Origin of the sequence: Anaerovibrio lipolyticus LB2005, from assembly GCF_000621545.1 — a bacterium.
In the GTDB taxonomy this organism is placed as follows: Bacteria; Bacillota; Negativicutes; order Selenomonadales; family Selenomonadaceae; genus Anaerovibrio; species Anaerovibrio lipolyticus_A.
The window spans coordinates 146,483-168,494 of sequence record NZ_JHYA01000007.1 but is presented as its reverse complement, the minus strand read 5'-3'; the positions used below and the strand labels follow the sequence as shown (position 1 = coordinate 168,494).

Annotated in this window: 21 protein-coding genes and 1 pseudogene; all 22 read right to left on the bottom strand. The window is 39.1% G+C overall.

The window, feature by feature from the left end; translation table 11 throughout:
* The coding region (locus T355_RS0108255; protein WP_027397343.1) for a transposase at positions 1-260 on the bottom strand (260 nt) is incomplete at its 3' end.
* A 177-nt stretch (positions 261-437) separates the two neighbouring features.
* The gene (locus T355_RS0108250) at positions 438-1,397 is read right to left on the bottom strand and encodes a LicD family protein (RefSeq protein WP_027397342.1); all 960 of its coding nucleotides are present in this window, start codon (positions 1,395-1,397) and stop codon (positions 438-440) included.
* Between the two features lie 99 nt (positions 1,398-1,496).
* Positions 1,497-2,759, bottom strand: a complete 1,263-nt coding sequence (locus T355_RS0108245) for a hypothetical protein (RefSeq protein WP_027397341.1) — start codon at positions 2,757-2,759, stop codon at positions 1,497-1,499.
* 6 nt (positions 2,760-2,765) lie between these two features.
* Positions 2,766-3,488 carry a glycosyltransferase family 2 protein gene (locus T355_RS13985; protein WP_051555473.1) on the bottom strand — a complete coding sequence of 241 codons (723 nt, stop codon included), beginning with the start codon at positions 3,486-3,488 and terminating at the stop codon, positions 2,766-2,768.
* A gap of 21 nt (positions 3,489-3,509) precedes the next feature.
* On the bottom strand, positions 3,510-4,598 hold the full coding sequence (locus tag T355_RS14775) for a glycosyltransferase family 4 protein (RefSeq protein WP_051555472.1): 1,089 nt from the start codon (positions 4,596-4,598) through the stop codon (positions 3,510-3,512).
* A 36-nt stretch (positions 4,599-4,634) separates the two neighbouring features.
* On the bottom strand, positions 4,635-4,889 hold the full coding sequence (locus T355_RS15425; RefSeq protein ID WP_027397340.1) for a hypothetical protein: 255 nt from the start codon (positions 4,887-4,889) through the stop codon (positions 4,635-4,637).
* Positions 4,855-5,211 carry an acyltransferase family protein gene (locus tag T355_RS15600; RefSeq protein WP_071997186.1) on the bottom strand — a complete coding sequence of 119 codons (357 nt, stop codon included), beginning with the start codon at positions 5,209-5,211 and terminating at the stop codon, positions 4,855-4,857. Before T355_RS15600 ends, T355_RS15425 begins: the two co-directional genes overlap by 35 nt.
* Positions 5,212-5,594: 383 nt before the next feature.
* Complete coding sequence (locus tag T355_RS13975) at positions 5,595-6,479, bottom strand: ATP-grasp fold amidoligase family protein (RefSeq protein WP_051555471.1); 885 nt, start codon at positions 6,477-6,479, stop codon at positions 5,595-5,597.
* A 47-nt stretch (positions 6,480-6,526) separates the two neighbouring features.
* Positions 6,527-7,618, bottom strand: a complete 1,092-nt coding sequence (locus T355_RS0108220) for a glycosyltransferase family 4 protein (protein ID WP_027397339.1) — start codon at positions 7,616-7,618, stop codon at positions 6,527-6,529.
* Positions 7,619-7,671: 53 nt separating this feature from the next.
* Positions 7,672-8,799: a dTDP-4-amino-4,6-dideoxygalactose transaminase gene (gene rffA / locus T355_RS0108215; protein ID WP_027397338.1), complete on the bottom strand. Its 1,128-nt coding sequence runs from the start codon at positions 8,797-8,799 to the stop codon at positions 7,672-7,674.
* Between the two features lie 21 nt (positions 8,800-8,820).
* Positions 8,821-9,993 carry a glycosyltransferase family 4 protein gene (locus T355_RS0108210; RefSeq protein ID WP_037330029.1) on the bottom strand — a complete coding sequence of 391 codons (1,173 nt, stop codon included), beginning with the start codon at positions 9,991-9,993 and terminating at the stop codon, positions 8,821-8,823.
* A gap of 39 nt (positions 9,994-10,032) precedes the next feature.
* Positions 10,033-11,262 carry a nucleotide sugar dehydrogenase gene (locus T355_RS0108205; protein ID WP_037330028.1) on the bottom strand — a complete coding sequence of 410 codons (1,230 nt, stop codon included), beginning with the start codon at positions 11,260-11,262 and terminating at the stop codon, positions 10,033-10,035.
* Positions 11,263-11,264: 2 nt separating this feature from the next.
* The gene (locus tag T355_RS0108200; RefSeq protein WP_027397335.1) at positions 11,265-12,032 is read right to left on the bottom strand and encodes a WecB/TagA/CpsF family glycosyltransferase; all 768 of its coding nucleotides are present in this window, start codon (positions 12,030-12,032) and stop codon (positions 11,265-11,267) included.
* Positions 12,033-12,035: 3 nt separating this feature from the next.
* A complete protein-coding gene (locus tag T355_RS0108195; protein ID WP_027397334.1) occupies positions 12,036-13,400 on the bottom strand; it encodes a GumC family protein in 1,365 nt (454 codons plus the stop codon).
* An 18-nt stretch (positions 13,401-13,418) separates the two neighbouring features.
* On the bottom strand, positions 13,419-14,156 hold the full coding sequence (locus tag T355_RS0108190) for a polysaccharide biosynthesis/export family protein (RefSeq protein WP_027397333.1): 738 nt from the start codon (positions 14,154-14,156) through the stop codon (positions 13,419-13,421).
* Between the two features lie 2 nt (positions 14,157-14,158).
* A complete protein-coding gene (gene wbaP / locus T355_RS0108185; RefSeq protein ID WP_027397332.1) occupies positions 14,159-15,601 on the bottom strand; it encodes an undecaprenyl-phosphate galactose phosphotransferase WbaP in 1,443 nt (480 codons plus the stop codon).
* A 242-nt stretch (positions 15,602-15,843) separates the two neighbouring features.
* Positions 15,844-16,008, bottom strand: a pseudogene (tatA, locus tag T355_RS13970) (twin-arginine translocase TatA/TatE family subunit); the annotation flags it as partial.
* A 30-nt stretch (positions 16,009-16,038) separates the two neighbouring features.
* Positions 16,039-17,010 (bottom strand): polyprenyl synthetase family protein, encoded by a 972-nt coding sequence (locus T355_RS0108175; RefSeq protein WP_027397331.1) that lies wholly within the window; start codon positions 17,008-17,010, stop codon positions 16,039-16,041.
* Positions 17,011-17,222: 212 nt separating this feature from the next.
* Positions 17,223-18,614 (bottom strand): AmmeMemoRadiSam system protein A, encoded by a 1,392-nt coding sequence (amrA, locus tag T355_RS0108170; protein ID WP_027397330.1) that lies wholly within the window; start codon positions 18,612-18,614, stop codon positions 17,223-17,225.
* Positions 18,615-18,744: 130 nt separating this feature from the next.
* On the bottom strand, positions 18,745-19,500 hold the full coding sequence (gene sdhB, locus T355_RS0108165; protein WP_027397329.1) for a succinate dehydrogenase iron-sulfur subunit: 756 nt from the start codon (positions 19,498-19,500) through the stop codon (positions 18,745-18,747).
* A 17-nt stretch (positions 19,501-19,517) separates the two neighbouring features.
* Positions 19,518-21,272: a succinate dehydrogenase flavoprotein subunit gene (gene sdhA / locus T355_RS0108160; RefSeq protein WP_051555479.1), complete on the bottom strand. Its 1,755-nt coding sequence runs from the start codon at positions 21,270-21,272 to the stop codon at positions 19,518-19,520.
* Between the two features lie 100 nt (positions 21,273-21,372).
* On the bottom strand, positions 21,373-21,993 hold the full coding sequence (locus T355_RS0108155) for a succinate dehydrogenase (RefSeq protein ID WP_027397327.1): 621 nt from the start codon (positions 21,991-21,993) through the stop codon (positions 21,373-21,375).
* Positions 21,994-22,012 lie beyond the last annotated feature (19 nt).

The following is a 22,012-nucleotide window of genomic DNA, read 5'->3' as shown; positions in this document are numbered from 1 at the left end:
ATGGCTGTAGCTTTTTTTAAGATTTCATTTTCCATCTCAAGTTCACGCATCTTCTTCTGAAGAGCATTATACTCTTTTAAGGAAATGGTTTTATTTTCATCAACCTTGATGGTTGCTGCATATAGCTTCTTCCATTTGTAGATGGTTTGCTCGACTAAGCCATATTCATCTGCGAGCTCTTTAACCGGTTTGCCAGATAGGTACAAATCGATAATCTGACGCTTGAATTCTTCAGAGTATCGGTTGCCGTTGTGGGCCATGTGAAACACATCCTTTCCTAATCAAGATTTTAATGTGTCGCACTTTTTGTGTCCACTAAATCATACTAACATCATGTCTTCTACAAGTATTAATTCAAGAGTTTCCCCTTTAATCAATTCGTGCATTTCAAATCGCAAAAAGAAATACATAACCTCAACTATTCCTTAAAGATTAACCTAAATCTTTTGTAGATCATCACTAATAACCTGCAAAAGATTTTTTAGTTCTTTTATTACTAATTTCATATCCGTTCCACTTTTGATAGCCCAAGATGACAGTTTTCCCCTGCAATCCCCATGATGTTCAATTCCTGATTTAGGGAAATTCATATAGTTTTCACCATAGTATTGTAGTAAATATTCTCGTCCATTTCTGGGAGCACATAACTTTGCCTCCTCAAAACTAATTGTTGTAGTTGGTAAAATATCCTCTATTTTCCATATGCGTTGATTTCCTGCTTCCTCAGGACAATATACAATTGATTTAGCCACTCTCACTTCACATATTTCCGATAAATACTTTTTCCTCATTCTAAAAGCTTCTTCTCGTGTAAGCTTCATTTCTTTCTTTCGCCATACTCTTTGATATTTGTAGCACCTATTTAGGAAATTATTTTTTTCGGTCTCATCACACACATTTATGGTCGTATATTCTGCTGGCAAAATGTCAATCCATACCCCTGTATCTTGATGTTTATAACCTATGCCAATCCTTCCAATTGTTTCCTTTTCAATAGCATCAATACCATATCTTGCCAAAATTTCCTGAAGAACTGGCCTTGCTTTTTCATATGTCTCCCGTAACATACAAATATCCACATCATCATCCCAAGGAATAAAACCATTGTGCCTAACTGCCCCTAAGTGTGTACCTCCATCAATCCAATACTCAAATCCGAAATGTCTACATACAACATCAATTATCATAAGCAAAATAGTATCTGCTTTTTGTAAATCCCCTAATCCACCAGTAGCTTTTGGGAACTGTTGTATATCACAATAATGACTCAAAATGTAATTTGTAGTATTTATCTGATCTTCTAGATATTCTACTCCTACTAGTCTTTGTGCGAAATAACGAATAACTCCTTTGTAACCATTTCTAAAAAAAGCATCTTTAATATTCTTTGCTATCATCGACCGCCAATCTCCTTAATAATAAACTTAGCCTGTGTATTCATTCCATACCATACCATGCCATATTCGTTTGCACATTTACAATATTCACTCAAATCTTTATATAATTTCTTTTTTTTCGCGCTTAATACACAGTGAGAATAACAAACCTATATATAAGTATTCTAGGTTGTTATATCCGCTAAAAGTACCCACAAGAACACCTACAATATACATCGCCGTAGATATATAAAGTGCTTCATTTTTCTCTTTTAACTTTATTAAGTTTTTAATATAACCAAAAATATATAAGGCAATACCCACAATCCCATATCTAATAATCAAAGTCCCATATCCACTATCAGGAGAAAAAACGCCTCTATTCGTCCCATATGTGTCAATTGTGTCAACAACAAGCGTAGATTGCCAATGATATGGACCAATTCCAAACAATAAAGACCCTTGATCTAATAGGTAGCTATATCTCACTAGCAATGTACTTACCCGCACCATCAAGGTAGTATCACTATCCAAATCAGTTATATTAAAAATAGCAACCACACCCTCTAACAAACGCATGAAGATACCATTTGCAAATAAAAATAAACATACCGAAATAGCAATTAAACCTCCAATAACTTTAAATATTTTTCTAAAACTCCCATATAGTGATTTTCTATTTGTCCCCCAATATACTAAAATTAAAATAATAAGAGTAGAAAACAACTCCGTTCGTCCTAGTTTTAAAATTACACCTAAAAATATAATCCCAAAGAAAATTTTATCTCTTAATAAACTACCAAATAATGTATCATGTTTTAATATTCTAATAAATAAATAGGGCAATGTAAAGTATTTAAAAAGAGCGCCTGGTGTCCAACAACGCCAAAGTGATATTCCCATTAATGTTTCATAACGATTTGGGGCGTGAAACTCACTACTAATGATAGGCCCCCCATTAGCCATCTCCATAGCATACACACATACTCCGATAACATCCAAAATAATAATACATTTAATAATCTTTTCAGTATTAAACTGAAACTGAATAAATAAATATGTAGTAAATATATATACTATATCTTTAATTGTTGCCAATGATAAAAATATGCTTTGCTGTCCTGTCCTATATAGCAATATCATATGAACGCAGGCTATCGCCAGTAGCAAACCATAAGGCCAAAAACATATATCACTTCTATGTATCTTGATTTTACCTTTGTTAGTGTATAGCGCAAATATAATCACACCTGCTACAATATAATCCGATAACACCCCTGGAAATAAAAGTGATGCCTCAAATAGTCCGAAAAAATTCGAACCAGCTAAATACAAACTTATCACTATAAGGGAGAATATCCCTATTCTGAGATTAAACGACATACATCATCATACCCCTAACACATATTTGAGAGTATTTTTCCACTTCGTCAAAAGATACTTTTTCCTACCAACTAAACCATTGTTATATCTTACTTCATTATCTTCTTGAACTCCTATATAAGTGCCAGACATCCCGCCTCTGGTAAAATTAGTAACAATTTCATAAACAGGAGTAAAATATACATCTTTTTTTATCATTTTCAGCATGAAATCAAAATCAGCCGCAGACTTATACCGTATATCATAACAGCCGCATTTTTCATATAACTTTTTTGTAACAAAGGACGCTGGATGATTAATTATTTCCTTTTCCATATTTCTATGATGGTTAAATCTAATAGCCAATTCCTCTTGCCGTTCATTAACAACCCGCATCATTCCATATATAATTTGCAATGGCTTTTGTGCATCATAATGATCCGCAATAACCTTCAAACACTTTGGTTCATAATAGTCATCACTATTTACTATTCCAACAATGTTCCCCTTAGCCATTCTGATACCTTTGTTCATGGCATCGTATATACCTTCATCGGGTTCAGATATCACCGTTAAATTATTTTTAAATTTATTTCTATAACCATTAATAATATCTAAAGTCTTATCAGTGGACCCGCCATCTATGATGATATATTCAAAATCCTTAAACGTTTGATTAAGCACTGAATTCAAAGTTCGTGCTATTGTTTTTTCACTGTTATAGCAAGGAGTTATAATGCTAAATAACATCTAATTCACCAATCCTATTAACTAAGTATCCAATAAATTACACCATTCATCTATAATTACTTTTTTTTCAAATTCAGCAAGACACATTTCTGAATTTTGTGAAAAGACACTGCGAAGCTCTTCGTGTTCTATTAAGTCACATATTTTATTTGCCATATTATCAATATCAAAGCATGATATTAAATAACCATTTTCACCATTGGCAATCACATCTGACGGTCCGCATTTACAATCAAAGCTAACCACGGGCAGGCCAGCCTTTTGTGCCTCAATAAGGACCATGCCCATACCTTCCATTCGCGATGTCATAACAAAAAAAGAATAATTGCCATATTTCTCATTAATATTGGGTTCATAGCCCTTTAAAACAACCTTTCCCCTCAGACTTCTTTCATTAATTAGTTGCTCTAATCTAACTCTTTCCTGACCTTCACCGTATATATCCCACTGCCAATCTGGATGCCGTTCAAATACTTTTTTTGCAACATCAACAAGCATATCAAATCCTTTTATTGGAGCTAAATATCCACAGCTAATTATTTTTTTTGAAGCTATATTATATGGTTTTCTTATGGCTTTAAACCCATTTAAATTATATATTTGGTTTATTTTACCCTTCGTATCAGTGTGTGTAATATATTGCATAGCATCTTTTTTTGTAATACACACTATTCTCTGCCAAAAAGCTAAGGCCCATCGTTTACCAAGCCATTCCAATCTAAATTTTGGACCTACATCAAAATTTAGATGTTCCCATTGGAACATCGAAATTGATTTTCCACTGCTCCAAACAGCAAAACTAAACGGAAGTACAAATTCCGCACCTGACACAACTATAATATCTGGTGTATAACTACTAAGAACCCTTCTTACACCTAAAATAATCTGCATCAAGTAGTTAAGCTTATTTCCATTGGCATTTGCACCAATATTGATAACTTTTATTTCGTCATTAAGGGCAATAGCATTATCTTCAGTGCCATCTACAGCCAACACTGTAATGTTATATTTACCTGTCCTGCATAGCGCATTTGTGATATTGGCCACTACCTTGGTGACCCCGCTACGCGAACTTATAGATGGTACTGTATAGCAAATCTCTTTTTTCAAAAAAAACACTCCAAATGATAAGGCTTAAATCCATATCTATATTTTCCTACCACCATTGAGCACTTTCAATAATTTAGGAGTGAATTTTCTCATGGTGTATATAACTGTAATAATGACTAATACTGTAAATAGTACGCCACCTAAAACATTTATCGAATAAATATAAATATTTCCAACTCCACCACATATCTTTGCAATAAGCTTGTTCCATAACTGCATTATTGGTTTATGCAGTGCATAAAGGAGAAAAGATACTTTAAGGAGCCATTCTGGCTTTATCTTTATCGCCACAAATAGTATTCCAAACAAGATATGGGGAAAGAATAGAGACGCTTCTGCTCTTTAATTTGTATAAATAACGCTGAATTATTGATGTAGAGTCATTCCAATCCTTGTACAGAAGAAATGCCGATATACAAAAAAACATTGGCATTGCAATACGTGTTAATCCGCTAGTAAACATATAGATTAGGTAAAAGAATATATTATCAACGATATATTTCTCTTGATGTACATAATGTATATAATCAAATGCATGATCAGATACAACCACTATCGCACATATAAATTGTGTCCATCGCAATTTCACACTCAAAGAATTGTCTATAACCATAGTAACCACCAACAACTAAAAATCTTCATATCTCATTCAATATCTGCATTCATGTATTATCGTTCCCCTGTGAACCTATAGACTATATTTCGGGGAGCAAATGTATAATTCTTTTTACACTCGTGGACCAGCAAAAGCCTTCTGTCACCCTACTTCTTATAACAAGTTCATTGCATGTGGCATTTTTAGCAACCAGTCACTTTACTTCTTCCGTATCCTTAAGCAAACAACCATTCTTTTCATGCTCTATAAGTGTGCTTGGCCCAGTTGCTTCAACAGCTCCCAAAAATATTTACAACACATAGTTAACCGCCAAACATATATCAATCACAATATTGTGCGAGAAACTATTCTTCAAATCATTCATAAACTTCATAATTACATTATAATTTCATCCATTCACCCCATTCTTTCAAATGAGTACTTGGAGTAAGTTTCATATTTCCACCAGTGGGAATGAATGTCAATTCCGAAAAATAAACATTTCCTGCTACATCATATAAATCCACTCTAACAAAAGGGAAATCCTTTGCAAGTATTCTTGAAATTTTGACCATCTCATCAAAACTTGCCGGTTTTTCATAACAATTAGGTTTATGTTGATGTCCTGCCAATGATATATCCAGCCAATTCCAGTTCATATCAAAATAATCAAGATATAAATCCTTCTCACCTTTTTCGCCATTAGCTGAAACATACATCACCTTTGGCTCTCCCCTAAAACAATAAAATTTATACGTTTTTATTGCATCCCCTAGATATTCCTCAGCCAAAATGCATTTCTTTATATCCATATACTGAGGCTCACAATAATTTTTCCACCAGTCTTCATTTAACCACTCTTTTAACTGATCAATAACATCATCTACCCGTATACTACTTTTATCATTAATTAGTATATTATAACCACAGCCATGATTACATTTTAATACCAACTTATCAGGAAATTTATCCCAATAATTCCGCAAATCATAAGGATTATCTACTCCACCAATATATAAATTGGGCAAAATATGTTCTAACCCTTTACTTTTTATATACTCACGTACCCTGTACTTATCCACGCATTTAGTAATAACTGGATTGTGATAATATTCCCTAAGTTTTAATCTTTGCAACCAATCATTAATATCTTTAGGATTATCAAAATCTGGTAACCGCTTGAAATTGTATAAATACATTAAATATGTTGTAAATCCTGGAGACAATGTAGACAAAATATTTTTTATTCTACTACGAATACCGTCTTGTTTATTTTTTGTACTCATATAATAAATACCTCAAATTTTACTCTATAGATTGATTATTTCTGCCTTCAGCTTTGTATCCAGTTAATTATCTTCTTAACTGTTGTTGCCCAACAAAAATACTCCAATACTCGACTTTGTGTTGCTTTTGCCTCACATGTGACACATCTATTTACCAGTAACTTTATCTCATCTAAATCTTCTACCAAATAACCATTTTTTCCATGCTCTATAATTGTGTTTGGTCCTGGAGCTTCTACAGCTATAACCGTTATACCTTGATACATAGCTTCTAGAATACTCATACCAAAAATTTCATGATCATTAAGGTTTATAAAATAATCACTGGCTTTATAGTACATATGAATATCCTGATTAGGAACAGATTTTATCCAACACAGCTTTGAACTTAAATTATCATTATCGATTGATTGCTGCAGTTTATCATTTAATTTACCGCTACCAATCATAACCGCGTAATAATTATCATTAAGGCTTTTTACTATTTTCAAAAATTCTAGTGGGCGCTTGTATTCATCAATTCGGCCAACAAATAAAAGTATCTTTTTATCTTGTGGTAACTTTAGGAATTCTCTGGCTTGTTCCTTGTTTTCTGCTATATCTGGAATGCAGTCCAAATCCAACCCAACGGGAACCACCTCACTATCTACTCCTAGCTGTTTTAATTCATCAGCAACAGCATTCGTTTTAGCAAAACATTTATGCTCTTTTAATACGCTGATATTACGCCTACAAAGAATATTCATAATCCAGCGCTTAAAACAGTTATCGGAATCGCTCTTAGTAGTACCGATATAATGATAGACTGAAATGCCATTTTTTTCGCAAAATTCTATACAATCATGTGCAAAAAGTTGGGTATCTGTATTACTTTGAACTATATCCACACTATATTTCTTCAGCAAATTCCAATCAAATTCTCCATGAACACCAATTTGCTTTCCTGGACAGTGGACGACCGTTACCTTGTCATTAACTTTTTCCAATTCTTCACTTGCGTTGATACCATCTGGATAGAATACAAAACATTCATATCCATATTGGGCAAATCCTTTGGCCATCCCCACTTCTTGCTGATTATAATAACTTTTTTTCCCAGAAGAACCAGAATACAATGCTACTATACCTATTCTTAACATTATTACAACCCTTATAAAAAACAACTTTTTACAAAAAAGAATCTTGTGGTTTCTTAACTAAAAAAGGTCAATGTACTCTCAATTACTTTATTTTGATCAGCCGGATCAATATTGTAATAAAGAGGAAGTCTTACAAGTTTATCGCTTTCCGAAGTCGTATATCTATCATTGCCACTAAAACGACCAAATTTTTTACCTGCTGGTGCACTATGAAGTGGAACATAGTGGAATACGCACATAATATCATGGTCTCTCATAAATTTGATATATGCCTGCCTTGTCTCTATATCTTTACATTTTATATAAAACATGTGGGCATTATGAACACATCCCTCAGGAACAGAAGGAACATCAATAATATTAGCGTCAGCAAGTGATTTAAAGGCATTGTAATATGTCGCCCATGTAGCAAGGCGGTTGTCATTTATTTCATCTGCCATCTGAAGTTGTGCCCATAAATAAGCTGCATTTAAATCACTTTGAAGATAACTGTCCCCAAAATCAACCCAATTATATTTTGCCACTTGACCTCGGAAAAATTGACTTCTGTTAGTTCCCTTTTCTCGTAATATTTCAGCCTTTTCAATGTATTTTTCATTATTAACTACAATTGCTCCGCCCTCTCCCATGGAATAGTTCTTTGTCTCATGGAAAGAATAACAACCAAAATCTCCAATAGTGCCTAAAGCCCTCCCCTTATAGGTACTCATTACTCCCTGAGCCGCATCTTCAACAACCATAAGATTATGTCGTCTAGCAATGTCCATAATTTTATCCATCTCACAGGCTACACCAGCATAATGAACGGGACAAACAACTTTAGTTTTTGATGTAATTGCCTCTTCCATCTTATTTTCATCAATATTCATTGTATCTGGACGAATATCAACAAAAACTAGCTTAGCACCTGCCAACACAAATGAATTTGCTGTCGATGAAAAAGTAAAGGAAGGCAATATAACTTCATCACCTGGCTCAATACCGCAAAGTAACGCTGCCATATCAAGTGCTGAAGATCCACTAGTTGTAAGCATTACCTTTTTTGCGCCAAAACGTTTTTCTAACCACTCATTACATTTTTTTGTAAATGGACCATCTCCACAAATCTTGTGATTCCTCACCGCTTCTTGCATATAGTCAAACTCTTTTCCCACATAGGGAGGAACATTAAAATGTATCATTATTATCTATCCTTCTAAATCTTATAATTGATTATAAATCTGCATTGTAAGTTTATATAAAGACTCTGGTGTATGGTTGGCAATGAAATACTTCTGAGCACCTAACTCTAATTCTCTTGCAAAATCAGGATGGTCATCCAAATATTGGATTTTTTTTATCAAATCAATTGGATCATCATATTGGAACCGCAGCCCGTTTTCACCATCCTTAATAATCGTTCCCACATTACCAATATTGCTTCCTATAATTGGAGTGCCAACTGCAAGACTCTCAACTATTGTCATTGGAAAACCTTCATACCACTGGGTGGGAAAGATAAGTGCCTTGGCATTATACAATAGTTCTAGCATTTCTTCTTTATTTTTAAAACCAAGAAATTCTATATTTTTTATATTATGCTTTTTTACAAAGTTATGAGATTTTTCCTCATCCGGTCCAACGCCCAGCACAAGTAATTTCTTTTCTGGCATAGATTGGAACGCTTTGAGAGCAACTTGGATACCCTTTAAATACTCGAGACGAGAAATGTAAATAAAATAATCTCTTTTTTTGTTTATAGGTGTCCTTGTTTTACTATCTGAATAATATGGTTTTAAAAAAATTTTTTTAGGATTCACGACTTTCTCTAGCAACTCGCGATTAAACTCTGTGGTAACAAAATACCCATCAACTTTATCATATGAACCTATTTTTCTATGAATACCTATTGAGGCAGCCAACACCAAACTATAAAGTGTAGAATCCTTATAACATCGATTCTTTACTGCACACTGTAATCCTTGTTTTACACAGTCATCGCACACTTTATTCTCTTTAATCATCATGCCTGATGGACACAACATTCGCATATTGTGTATTGACTGAATTAAAACACATTTCTGAGACTTTGCAGCATAATATGCAGAACAACTAATTAGAGGAACAGTATTATGTACATGAACAACATCAATTTGGTTATCTTTAATTATCTTTTTTATTTCTTTATATGTTTTTAACGAAAAAATTGTCCATAGCACAGATAATACTTTCTTGAAAAAATTCATATGCTGTATTTCTTTATTATTGCGTGTATAATAAAACACCTCGTGTCCATGCTCTTTTAAAAGATTTCCTTCATTTTCAGCAACGGTATCCTCACCACCTGCAAGCTGATAGAGATTATGAACAATTAAAACTTTTTTTTTGGGTACCACTTTTATCCCTCGCAATAGTAAAACATCTTTTCTTAGTATTTAATCCCGATAAAAAATATCCCTAGTATAGACCTTTTCTGCCACATCTTGCAGGCATTTGTCACATCTATTTGCAATAATGCATTGGCTCATATCCTTGAATTTCTCCAAATCACTAACAACTTTACTTCCAAAGAAGGTACTACCAGCTTCTAATGTAGGCTCATACACGATTACAGTTGCGCCCTTGGCTTTAATCCGTTTCATCACACCTTGTATAGCAGAATGTCGGAAATTATCTGAGTTACTTTTCATGGTCAGTCGATAAACACCAATAACACAATCCTTTTCCTTATCTTGGCTATAATCTCCACGACTGTAATAATCATAGTAACCAGCTTTTTTCAACACCTGATCAGCAATGAAATCCTTGCGTGTTCTATTGCTTTCCACTATAGCAGTTATCATGTTTTGTGGAACGTGGGCATAGTTGGCCAATAGCTGTTTGGTGTCCTTAGGTAAACAATACCCGCCGTAACCAAAGCTTGGATTGTTATAGAAATCACCAACTCTTGGATCCAAACAAACGCCCTTAATTATGTCAGTAGTAGACAGATTCTTTTGCTCAGCATAAGTATCAAGTTCATTAAAATAACTTACCCGCAGAGCAAGGTAAGTGTTGGCAAAGAGTTTTACTGCTTCCGCTTCTGTAAATCCCATGAACAAAGTATCAATATGCTCTTTTTCAGCCCCTTCTTGTAGAAGTTTAGCGAAAACCCTTGCCGTCTCCCTGCTGGACTCATCACATCCCACGATTATACGGCTGGGATAGAGGTTATCATATAGTGCTTTGGATTCTCTAAGGAACTCTGGGCTAAACAGAATTCTGTCTGAATTGAACTTTTTCCTTACACTTTCAGTGTAACCAACCGGTATTGTTGACTTAATGATCATTGTGGCTGTATTACTACTTTTAAGTACCAAATCGATTACTGACTCCACCGCACTACAATCAAAAAAATCCTTCTGCGAATCATAGTTAGTTGGAGCCGCTATAATGACATAATCAGCCTTACTATATGCCTCTACACCGTCCGTGGTAGCTATTAAGTCCAATTTTTTTTCTGCTAAAAATTTCTCAATATATTCGTCTTGAATTGGACTGATTTTTTTATTAATTTTTTCTACCTTTTCTGGTAGTATATCTACAGCCGTTACATGATGATGCTGAGCCAGTAATACCGCTAACGAAAGACCTACATAGCCTGTCCCAGCTACTGCAATATTCATAGTTATTTTCCCCTTATCACCGCATTCAAAACAAATTTGCTGTTAGTCACCACATATCTGCAAAAAAGCCTCACTGGATCTTGCATTAGTCTATATAACCATTCCAAATTATTCTTTTGCATCCATAGTGGAGCCCTGTTTATATTGCCAGCCAAATAATCAAAAGCAGCTCCTACACCAACCATAAAACCATGTACCTTTCCCTGATGTTGTGCCATCCATTGTTCCTGCTTTGGAGCTCCTAGCCCTACCCATATAAAGTGGGGCCTGACTTTATTAATGATCTCAATTATCTGTAAGTCCTCCTCATCTGTCATAGGACGGAATGGGGGACTGTACATTCCAACAATTTTTGCTCCAGGATATTTTTCATTTATTTTTGCACACAATTTATCTAAAGTCTCATCAGTAGATCCGTAAAAGAAGTGCGTATATCCCTTTTCTTGGCTGCTAGCTAAAATAGTATTTAGAAAATCTGGCCCGGTAGTACGTGACATTTCTTTACATCCACGTTTTCTTCCTACAGAAGATAGCGGACCGCCATCAGGAATAGCCATAATGCCACCATTTTGGACAGAACAGTATGCTGGGTCCTCATAAGCTGTAACAGTAGTGTGAACATTACTTACGCACATATAATCTCCAGAAAGTTTTTTTATATTTTCGTGCGTAAATCTAAGTAACCACTCCATATTGATGGCTGCAACATGAACCCCCAATATGTTACAAATTGGAATTTGATTTTTTTCAATTTTATGCTTATAGGACATTGTTTACAATTCTTCTTTTCTATACATCCAAAATCCATATATCAGGCAAATGACAATGCCTACTGCCATACCACCAAGAGTAATCAATGACCTTCTAGGGGCACTCTTCTGGACTGGCAGGTTAGCCTTATCAATAACTTGAATATCCATGCTTTCCATGGTGGCCTCAATCTTGGACTGCTCACTTTGCTTAACCAGAGCGATATATACCTCATTCTTTATTCCTGAATCTCTTTTAAGCTTCAAATATTCCAGAGCATCCTCGGAAAGCTGAGCCATGTCGGCATCGGCTTCTTTCATCTGGGCTCTTACAGCAGCTTCGCTGGCTTTGGCCACTGCCATATCCACCTGGGCCTGAGCCTGGGCCTGTACCAGTGCAGCCTGGGTAGGATTCATAGATGCTGTGCCACCGGCCACAGCATCAGCCACCTCTTGGGCCAGACTGTCTTTTAATGAAACAAGCTGCTCTCTGGCACTTATAAGGTCAGGATGTTCTTCTGTGTATTTCTGCTCCAGCTTTACTATTTCAACCTCTTTATCAGCAATCTGCTCTCGTAATTTTACTACTACAGAGCTGTCTGAAATATTAAACGCAGATAAATTTGCATTCTGTTTTCCCAGCTCACTGCCCGCAGCTTCAAGCTGGGCAGCAGAAGCCTGCTGCTTTACTACAAACTCACTTAAAGCCTTACTGTAAACGGCTTCCCGCTCAACCATGGCTTTGGATTGTTCTTCTGGTAAATAGACCTTGTGCTCTCTACCAAACTGCTCCAGTTTGCCGGAGGCTTCATCAGATTCCTTTTTAGCGGTATCTATACGCTCATTAAGGAACTTCACCATGTAGGACTGGCTGTTCTGGTTCATTTCCGTCATCAGCTTCAGAAAATTTTCCACTACACTATCAGCAATCATCTGAGCTTCTTCAGGACTACGTCCCTTACCAGTGACCTTTATAAGGTTAGTTCCTTTGACATTTTCGATATTCAAATGCCCCTTTGCAAAGCCTTCAGCCGTCATTTTCTCCCGTTCTTCCGGAGTAATATCCTCCAGCTGGTCCATAATAGGCTCCAACACAGCACGGGACTTCATTATTTCTATGTAGTTCATAGTTGCTGAAGATACACCACTGCCGCCCCCCAACATTGCCAAAGCAGCTGATGCCCCAGATATATCCAACTTGCTGGACTTATTTGTCTGCACCAGAGTATTTGATTCAAAGGTAGGTGGAATAATAAGGGAAATTATCATGGCAATAATGGTGCAGGTGGCTATTATGCCTCCTTCAATTTTTCTTCTGTCCCACAGGATGCCGAATAGCTTTCCTAAATCAATCTCTATTTCATCATCATCTCTGCGTTTGTCGTTCATAATGTATAACTCCTCTAATTATTTTACAATGCTCCTATATACAGCATAGACATTAATATAAGGTGCAATGTCCTCGCTCCAAATTACTTTGCCGGAATCCGGAACATAAATAATATCTCCATCTTCAATGGCAATATTCTGGCTCAAATCCTGTTTTTTCACGAAGGCATCAATGTTTACTTCTCTGAAATACAAGGTATCATCAATCTGGCGCATAATCTGCACATGCTTGGAGCGGCCTCTATTATCCACCCCACCGGCACTGGAAATAGCTGCATACACATTCATATTGTCTACCGACATTTCCTTAATCCCCGGGACATTAACATTACCCATCACATATACTTTCCGGACACCATAACTTTTTAGGTACACGTTAAATTCAGGAATCTTAAAGTATTTACTCAACTTTGAATGAATCAAATCCCTGGCTTCATCGAGGGTAAGTCCTACCAGCTTCACATTGCCAACGTATGGAATACAGGCCATACCATCTACACCAACAGTAACATCATTAACTCCTATACCATCACTGTGACCTAAAGCCATAAGATTAATAACATCATATTTAAAAAGTCTGTATTCCTCCAAGGTTCTTTCCGGTCTCAACGTAGCTACTTTAAATACACTATTGTCAGTAGATAATACCACTTTATTCTCAGATACTGGTGTGGCATCAGCCGTGCCACTCTGGAATCCAACAGCCACAGCTGCTCCCAGCATACATGTTATTATCATTTTTGATAATTTATTCATAATCAATACGCTCCGCTCTTTCCTAAAACGATTTTAAATGTCTTGGCAAGGAACATTATATCCCTTGCCAAGGACCAGTTTTTAACATACCAGACATCCATGGCCACCCGATCAGCAAAGGACACATCGTTGCGGCCATTTACCTGCCAAAAGCCAGTAATACCTGGCTTCGCCATGGTGATAATTTCCACGTCATCACCCATATCTGCCTTTTCCCTTGGCAGATATGGCCTTGGTCCCACCAGACTCATGGTACCCTCCAGCACATTCAATAACTGTGGCAATTCGTCCAGGCTGGTCTTACGCATCCAACGACCGGCCCTGGTTACCCGGGGGTCATAGCCTCTTAGCTTGGCAAATTCCTTCCATTCTGCCGCCGCCTCTGGATTTTCGGCCAAATATTTCTTCAGCCGCTCATCTCCATCAGTGTACATGGACCGGAACTTATAGCAGGTAAAGTTCTTACCGCCCTCGCCCAATCGCTGGGCATTATAGAAAACGCTGCCCTTGGAATCTAATTTTATAATAATTCCAAGTACAATGAGTATAGGAATTATCAAGGGCATAAATATCAGGGTAAAGAAAAAGTCAAAGAGCCTTTTCAGTACCTTGCTACGTAACCTGGCCAAATTATTATAGCTCTTAAGCAAAGTAACCTGTTCACTGAACAAGGTCTGTATCTGAACACTGCCCATGGGGGTTCCCACCAAATTTGGGGCAAACAGGATATTCCTGACATAAGGACGAATATCCGTCAGCAGCTGGTCCATTTTGTCTTTATCCATACCAGGGGCTGATACCAACACAGTGTAGATATCCATATCCTGCACTATTTTGGCTGTCTCATCCATCTTTCCCAGCAGTGGATACTCAGATGGCAATTCATCAGAAATAGGGTTATCATCGATAAGACCCACTATTTCATAACGGTAGGCCAAATCCTTGTCAAAATAGGCCTTGATCCGTTCAGCAGTTTTGCCGGCCCCGATTACTATTATTTCTTCCTTCAGCCAGCTCAAGCCCTTGATATACTTGGATACAGCATATCTCAGAGTTGCTACCCATCCCAATGAAGTGAAAACGAATATAAAGCAAAATAGTCTGGATACCCTGCCACTGACGTTGATTACAAACAGTATAATTAAGCTCATAACCATACCAAAGAGGAGTCCTTTGAACACTCCCTGGCTCACATCCAGGGAAGGCCGATTGAACTCATAACCACTTTGTACAGCAATGCATAAGATAAATACCAAAGGGATATATATAAACTGGTAGTTTATCGGCAATGCAAAAACAGTAGGCAAAAATCCCTGAAACAACGCCCTAATCTGATAAGCACTTTCCTGAGCCAGTACCAAGGCAATATAGTCTACTATGATGAAGATCAACATGGTAGCATAATGCTGCCTTGATGAGCTTCTTCCTTTTACATTGTATTGCAAATACTACCACATCCCAGCCTGCACTTTTAAATCAGCGCACAATTCTTTCATTATACATATAACCTTGGATATTGTATCACTTTTCGCTATTTCTATCAACGTATAACAGTCCTGCCTGTGTTAATAAGCTTAGTAATATTTCCTCAGCAACAAAAAAAGGTATGGTGCCAACACATCATACCTATTTTTTAACTCATATTTTATTTTTCCTGCTCACTATCTATTTTTTTCATTTTTTTTGTTGCCTTCGGTGTTGGCTCATCCTCCATGATGCCATTTGACACCTTGCGGAATTCCCTTATGGTTTTACCCAGAGATCTGCCTAATTCAGGCAGCTTGCCGGGACCAAACACAATAAGACCAATGATAAGAATAATAATAAGTTCTGGGACACCTATGCCAAACATCACGTTACCTCCGTGAAATAAACATCTCTCTTAGAATTCCCTGCCTGCAATGAAATCAGCAGCCATCACATAGGCAGCTCTCACATCCTCAGGAATGCTCTCTGGCAGGACATTTCTTGCTCGGTCCAGATATTCCTCAACCTTATTCTTGGTAAAATCAATACCATCAGTTGCCCTTACAATCTCCAGGGCTCTATCCAAGTCATCCTTGGTCATCTCGCGATTAGTGACTATGGAAAGAAGCTCATCCTTATCTGGAGAGGTTTCCAAAGCTCTGATAGCCGGCAAGGTAATAATGCCCTGAAGAATATCATTGCCTGCTGGCTTACCAATGGTCTTGGAATCACCAGTGAGATCCAGTAAATCATCAGTAAGCTGGAAAGCCATACCTACACAGTATCCATAATCGTACAAGGCCTGAACATCCTTTTCCGGCAATCCCATAACGTGGCCTCCAAGCTGACAGCTGATAGCCAGGAAATTGGCAGTCTTCATGGCAATACGCTCATAGTATTCCTCAGTATCACAGGACGCCTTGTAGATTTCCTTGTTCTGAATAAGCTCACCAGCAGAAAGGTCCGCCAGCAATCGGGAAAGCTGGTTGTTGACCCTCTCACCATAGCCATTTTCCGTTACCAGCACAAAGGCTTTCGCAAAGAGATAATCTCCTGCCAAAATAGCCAGCTGGTTACCCCACTTGGCATTGGCAGTAGCCTCACCACGACGGGTAGCGGCACTGTCCAAAACATCATCATGAACCAGTGAAGCCATGTGTATAAGCTCCAATGCCACAGCCAGTGGCATTACTCTTTTTAAATCGAAATTCTCGCTGCAACGGGCAGCCAGAAAAAACATTGCTGGGCGCAATCTCTTGCCCCCGGCCTTTATCAAATGATTGCCAATCTCGGTAATGGTGGCAACCGGAGATACAACAGATTCATGCAAAGCTGTTTCCAGCTCAGCCAAATCTGACTTTATTATTTCAAATAACTTGTTAGCCAATTCTATCCCTCACACAAATAAACTAAGCCTTAATAATTCTACTATATATTGCAGTGTTTTTCAAATAAAATGAGACTTATTCAGCAGTATACGTGTCCGCTGAATTTAGTCGAATTTTACCCAGGGCCTCACGGATGCTTAACTGCCACATTTAAAGTGGGAGTTGTAGCAGCCGTTGGCATCGGAAAAACTTTGATTATCATGCTATAGTCTTATTCGTGTCTCGTCACTTCAAACCGCTGTAATTTAATCTTTTCCTCTGGTGAAATCCCGCCTTTGCGTCGGGCAATGGATATTTGTTCCTCCACAGTATCTACGCCGTCCAGGTCTGGCAATAAAAGCCCCCGCCTGTAGCCATCCTCACTTGATACAATCACCCCATACCGCTTCACATCAAGCTGAGCAGGGCTGTCTATTTCCTCAGGCTCTGACAGTACATCCACATCATATACCAAATCTTCCAATTCATCCTCTGTTACCGCCGGGAAACGGGGGTCACCAGTTCCGGCTGATATAGCATTAGCAATAATTTCTGATGCCAGACTATCCCTCACAGGCAATATTGTGCCTATACATCCCCGGAGCTGACCTGCTTTTTTTATGGACACAAAAGCACCTGCCCGGGTATTAATCATTTCCTCCGGCAAGCCCTGAGGCACTTCTATATGTTTATGATAACGTACATAGCTTTCAAGACTTTTTCGAGCCAGCCTTAAATAATCGTCTTCCTTTCTTCTTAACTCTTCCATTTTCTTTTTATGACTATCCACAGCCTGTTCGCCTATGTTACGTTTAAGATTTTCTCCCTTAGGAATAAATCGTGCCACGCCGTAGCCAACGCCAAAAGGGCCCTCACATGATAGCAGCTCTGCATCCACATCCAGGCAATCAAAGGCTCCCGCCATTATCCAAAATGAACGCAGGCCACATTCTGCGGCACCTTCTGCCAGCTTGGGTGGAATGGTGAGCAATTCCAGAAAATCTCCTGAGGAAAAGCAATCTGCCATACGCTGGTCAAATACTGGTCCTTCCTTGGCAAAGCCATAAGGGCCATCTGCCTTTAGCTTATGGGATAAATCACCGCTTGCCACTATCATCATGCGGCGATTCATAATATCCGCCGTTTCCCTTAGAAGAACCCCTAAGGTGTAATGATGAATATTGGAAAGTCCGGAAAGACCTATCCGCACGATCTTGCCTTTATATCCAGCCTTTTGGAGAAAATACAGGGGAATCATTGTTCCATGATCCAAGTTTCTCTCCTGACGCCCCAGAGTCCCCGCAGCCAGTTTTATTTCTTCAGCGGTATCTGTCACCTTCTGAACAAATTCCTCATCGTAATCAACATGGAAGGCCAGTTCAGGATGTCCAAAATTAGCGAAGCCCCCCTCTGCTGAGTCACCTGAGGAAATTTGCATATAATCAGCATACATAGTTGCATGAGGACTGGTAATAATCACCAGATTAGGATTATTTTCCACAATCCATGCTGCTACACTCTTATATGCTTCTATAGTATCAGATATCTTATTTTCCTCACCCCTGCCAATCTCCGGCAAAATAAGCGGCGGATGAGGTACCACACAAGCTCCAAGAAAGGACATACAAACACCTCCAAATTTATTCTTTTATCATTATTACGACAGACACATTATTAATACCTTTATTTCTATAAAAAAAAGACTGCCGCGTTGAAATCAACACGACAGTCATTTCTATTCAACAAATATTCAATTACTTATTGAAAATGTTCTTAAGAGCCTGCTTATTTACATCGCGGTTCAGCTGTGCAAGATAAGTAGTCAGCTTAATGTTCTTAGGGCAAACCTCTACGCAGTTCTGGGAGTTACCGCAGCTGGTAATACCGCCCTTGCCCATAAGAGCTTCAAGACGCTTTTCCTTGTCGAACTTTCCAAGTGGATGGAGGTTGAACAAGTAAGCCTGTACAGATGGAGATGCACCAATGAAGTCGGACTGAGGACCAACGTTAGGGCAAGCCTCCAAGCAGCAACCGCAAGTCATGCAGTGAGAAATCTCATAAGCAGTGGTTGCAGTGTAAGGATTCTGAATAGGAGCATCCTTAACTTCCCAAGAACCATCAACCTCAACCCAAGCCTGTACGCGCTTGAGGGACTCGAACATTACGGAACGGTCAATAAGGAGGTCACGGATTACAGGGAATGTTCTGGCTGGCTGCAGACGAATTGGCTGCTCCAGCTCATCGATCAGTGCGCAGCAAGCCTGACGAGCACGACCGTTAATAACCATCATACAAGCGCCGCAAACCTTCTCCAGACAGTTGCACTCCCAAACTACTGGAGCAACCTTCTTGCCATCAGTAGTTACAGGGTTCTTCTGGATTTCCATCAGGGAAGCTACTACATTCAGAGCAGGACGATATGGAATCTCGAACTCCTGAGTGTAAGGCTTGCTGGTAGGGCTATCCTGACGCTCAATAATAAACTTAACTGTTTTCTTCTGTTCTGCCATTCTATTTTATCCCCCTATTACTCTTTCTTTGCAACAGCGTAGTTACGAGGACGTGCCTTAATGAGGGAGTGCTCAAACTCCTCATAAGTTACAACTGGCTCCTCAGTTGCTGCATCAAAGCTTACAACGGATGTAAACATGAACTTCTCATCGTTACGAGGATAGAACTGTAACTCGCCATCCTTCTCAATGCGCTTGCCATTTTCATCCAGCATAATCTTTGCATGTGCACCACGGGACTCATCACGGGAACGAGCAGACTTGGTGATAGCCATAGCATAGATAATCATGTTACGGAGCTGACGAACGAACATAGCCTCCTGGTTAGCCCAGTTACCATGGTCAGTTACGCCGATGTTCTCCCAACGCTTCAGGATTTCCTTCAGCTTGCCGAGGCAGATATCCAAACCGTTGTTATCACGCTCGATGGATACATACTCGTACATGATCTCGCCCATCTCCTGATGGAGCTTATGAGCATTCTCAGGACCGTTCATCTGACGAATCTTGTCATACTCATCCTGAACTTCCTTGCGTGCAGCCTCGATCTCAGCATCGGTGATTTCGCACAGCTTGGATACGTTCTCCTTAGCCCACTTCATAGCCTCTGGACCAGAAACGGTACCGGAGTAAGCAGCGGACAGCAGAGAGTTAGCGCCAAGACGGTTTGCACCGTGATACTGATGGTCGCACTCACCGGAAGCCATGAGGCCAGGAATGTTGGTGAAATGCTTTCTATCTACATAGATACCGCCCATGGAGTAATGAACGGAAGGGAAAATCTCCATTGGAACCTTACGAGGGTCCTTACCAACGAACTCAGTGTAGATCTCGATGATACCGCCCAGCTTGCGCTCCAGATAATCTGCAGGAATGTGGGACAGATCGAGGTATACACGACGGTCATGGTTGATACCAAGATCCATGTGAACGCAAACCTTGAAAATAGCACGGGATGCTACGTCACGAGGAACGAGGTTACCATAAGCTGGGTACATATCCTCAAGGAAGTACCAAGGCTTACCATCTCTGTAAACCCATACACGACCACCCTCACCGCGGCAAGCCTCAGACATCAGACGGTTCTTATCAGAGCCTGGGATTGCGGTTGGATGAATCTGAATGAACTCAGGGTTAGCAATCTTTGCGCCCTGCTGATAAACTGCAGAAACTGCAGAACCATTACAAATAGTGGAAGCGGTGCAACGGCCAAATACCTGACCAGGGCCACCGGTTGCAAGAATAACAACATCAGCCTTGAAAGCCTTGATTTCCATGGAGTTCATGCTCTGAGCAATGATACCACGGCAAACACCGTTCTTATCCTTGAAGATCTTTACGAATTCCCAGAACTCGTACTTGGTTACGCCGCCCTTAACTTCCCAGCGACGAACCTGCTCGTCAAGAGCATAGAGGAGCTGCTGACCAGTGGTGGAACCAGCAAAGCAAGTACGCTTGTTCTTCTGGCCACCGAAGTTACGGAGGTCAAGAACGCCTTCTGGAGTACGGGTGAAAGGTACACCCATACGATCAAACATCTTAATGAGCTTTGGAGCTGCCTCAACCATGCCCTTAACAGCCAGCTGGTCAGCCAGGAAGTCACCACCGTATACGGTGTCATCGAAATGCTCATAGATGGAATCGTGCTCACCCTTGGTATCCATGCAGGCATTAATACCACCCTGTGCACAGAGGGAGTGAGAACGCTTTACTGGGCAGTAAGAGAATAAATCTACTTCGCCGCCAGCTTCACAAATTTTAAGGGTAGCCATCAGACCTGATAAGCCGCCACCTACTACAATAATCTTATTTTTAGCCACGTAGGTTCTCTCCTTATAAATAAATCTTTACTACTACGACACTCTTACTCTATTACATGAAGTAAGAAGACATGAATGCCAAAGTGAACAGGCACATGAGTACGCAAAGACCCATAGCACCCTTGTCAACAACACACTGGGAACGAGGTCCCTTGGTGATACCCCAAGTCATGCAGAAGGTAGTGATACCATTGCAGAAATGGAAGATTGCAGCAAACATACCAATAGCATACAAAGCAAATACAACTGGGTTAGCCAAAGTGGACTGAACCAAAGCATAGCTGATATGCTCACCCATGATGCCCTTAGTGTAAATACGAAGGTAACCAACATGCCAGATGAGGAATGCTACGAGATACCAAGCAGTCCATCTCTGAAGAGCGAACTTCCAGTTACGGGAATAACCGTACTCACTAGGGTTGTTCTTAGCCTGCATAGCAATATATACACCGTAGATACCATGGAACAGGATAGGTACAGCGTAGAGGCAGATCTCAATGCCAAGGAAAATTGGCTGAGGAATCTGCTCCATCATTGCTAAGCCGTTATTGAACACCTCTGGGCCGCCCATTGCTGATGCATTTGTGAGCAAATGCTCAATCAGCACACCGCCGAGCAATACAAGTCCGCACAGGGAATGCAGTCGACGAAGATAAAAAGATACGTTAATCATTCTTGACCTCCTAAAATTT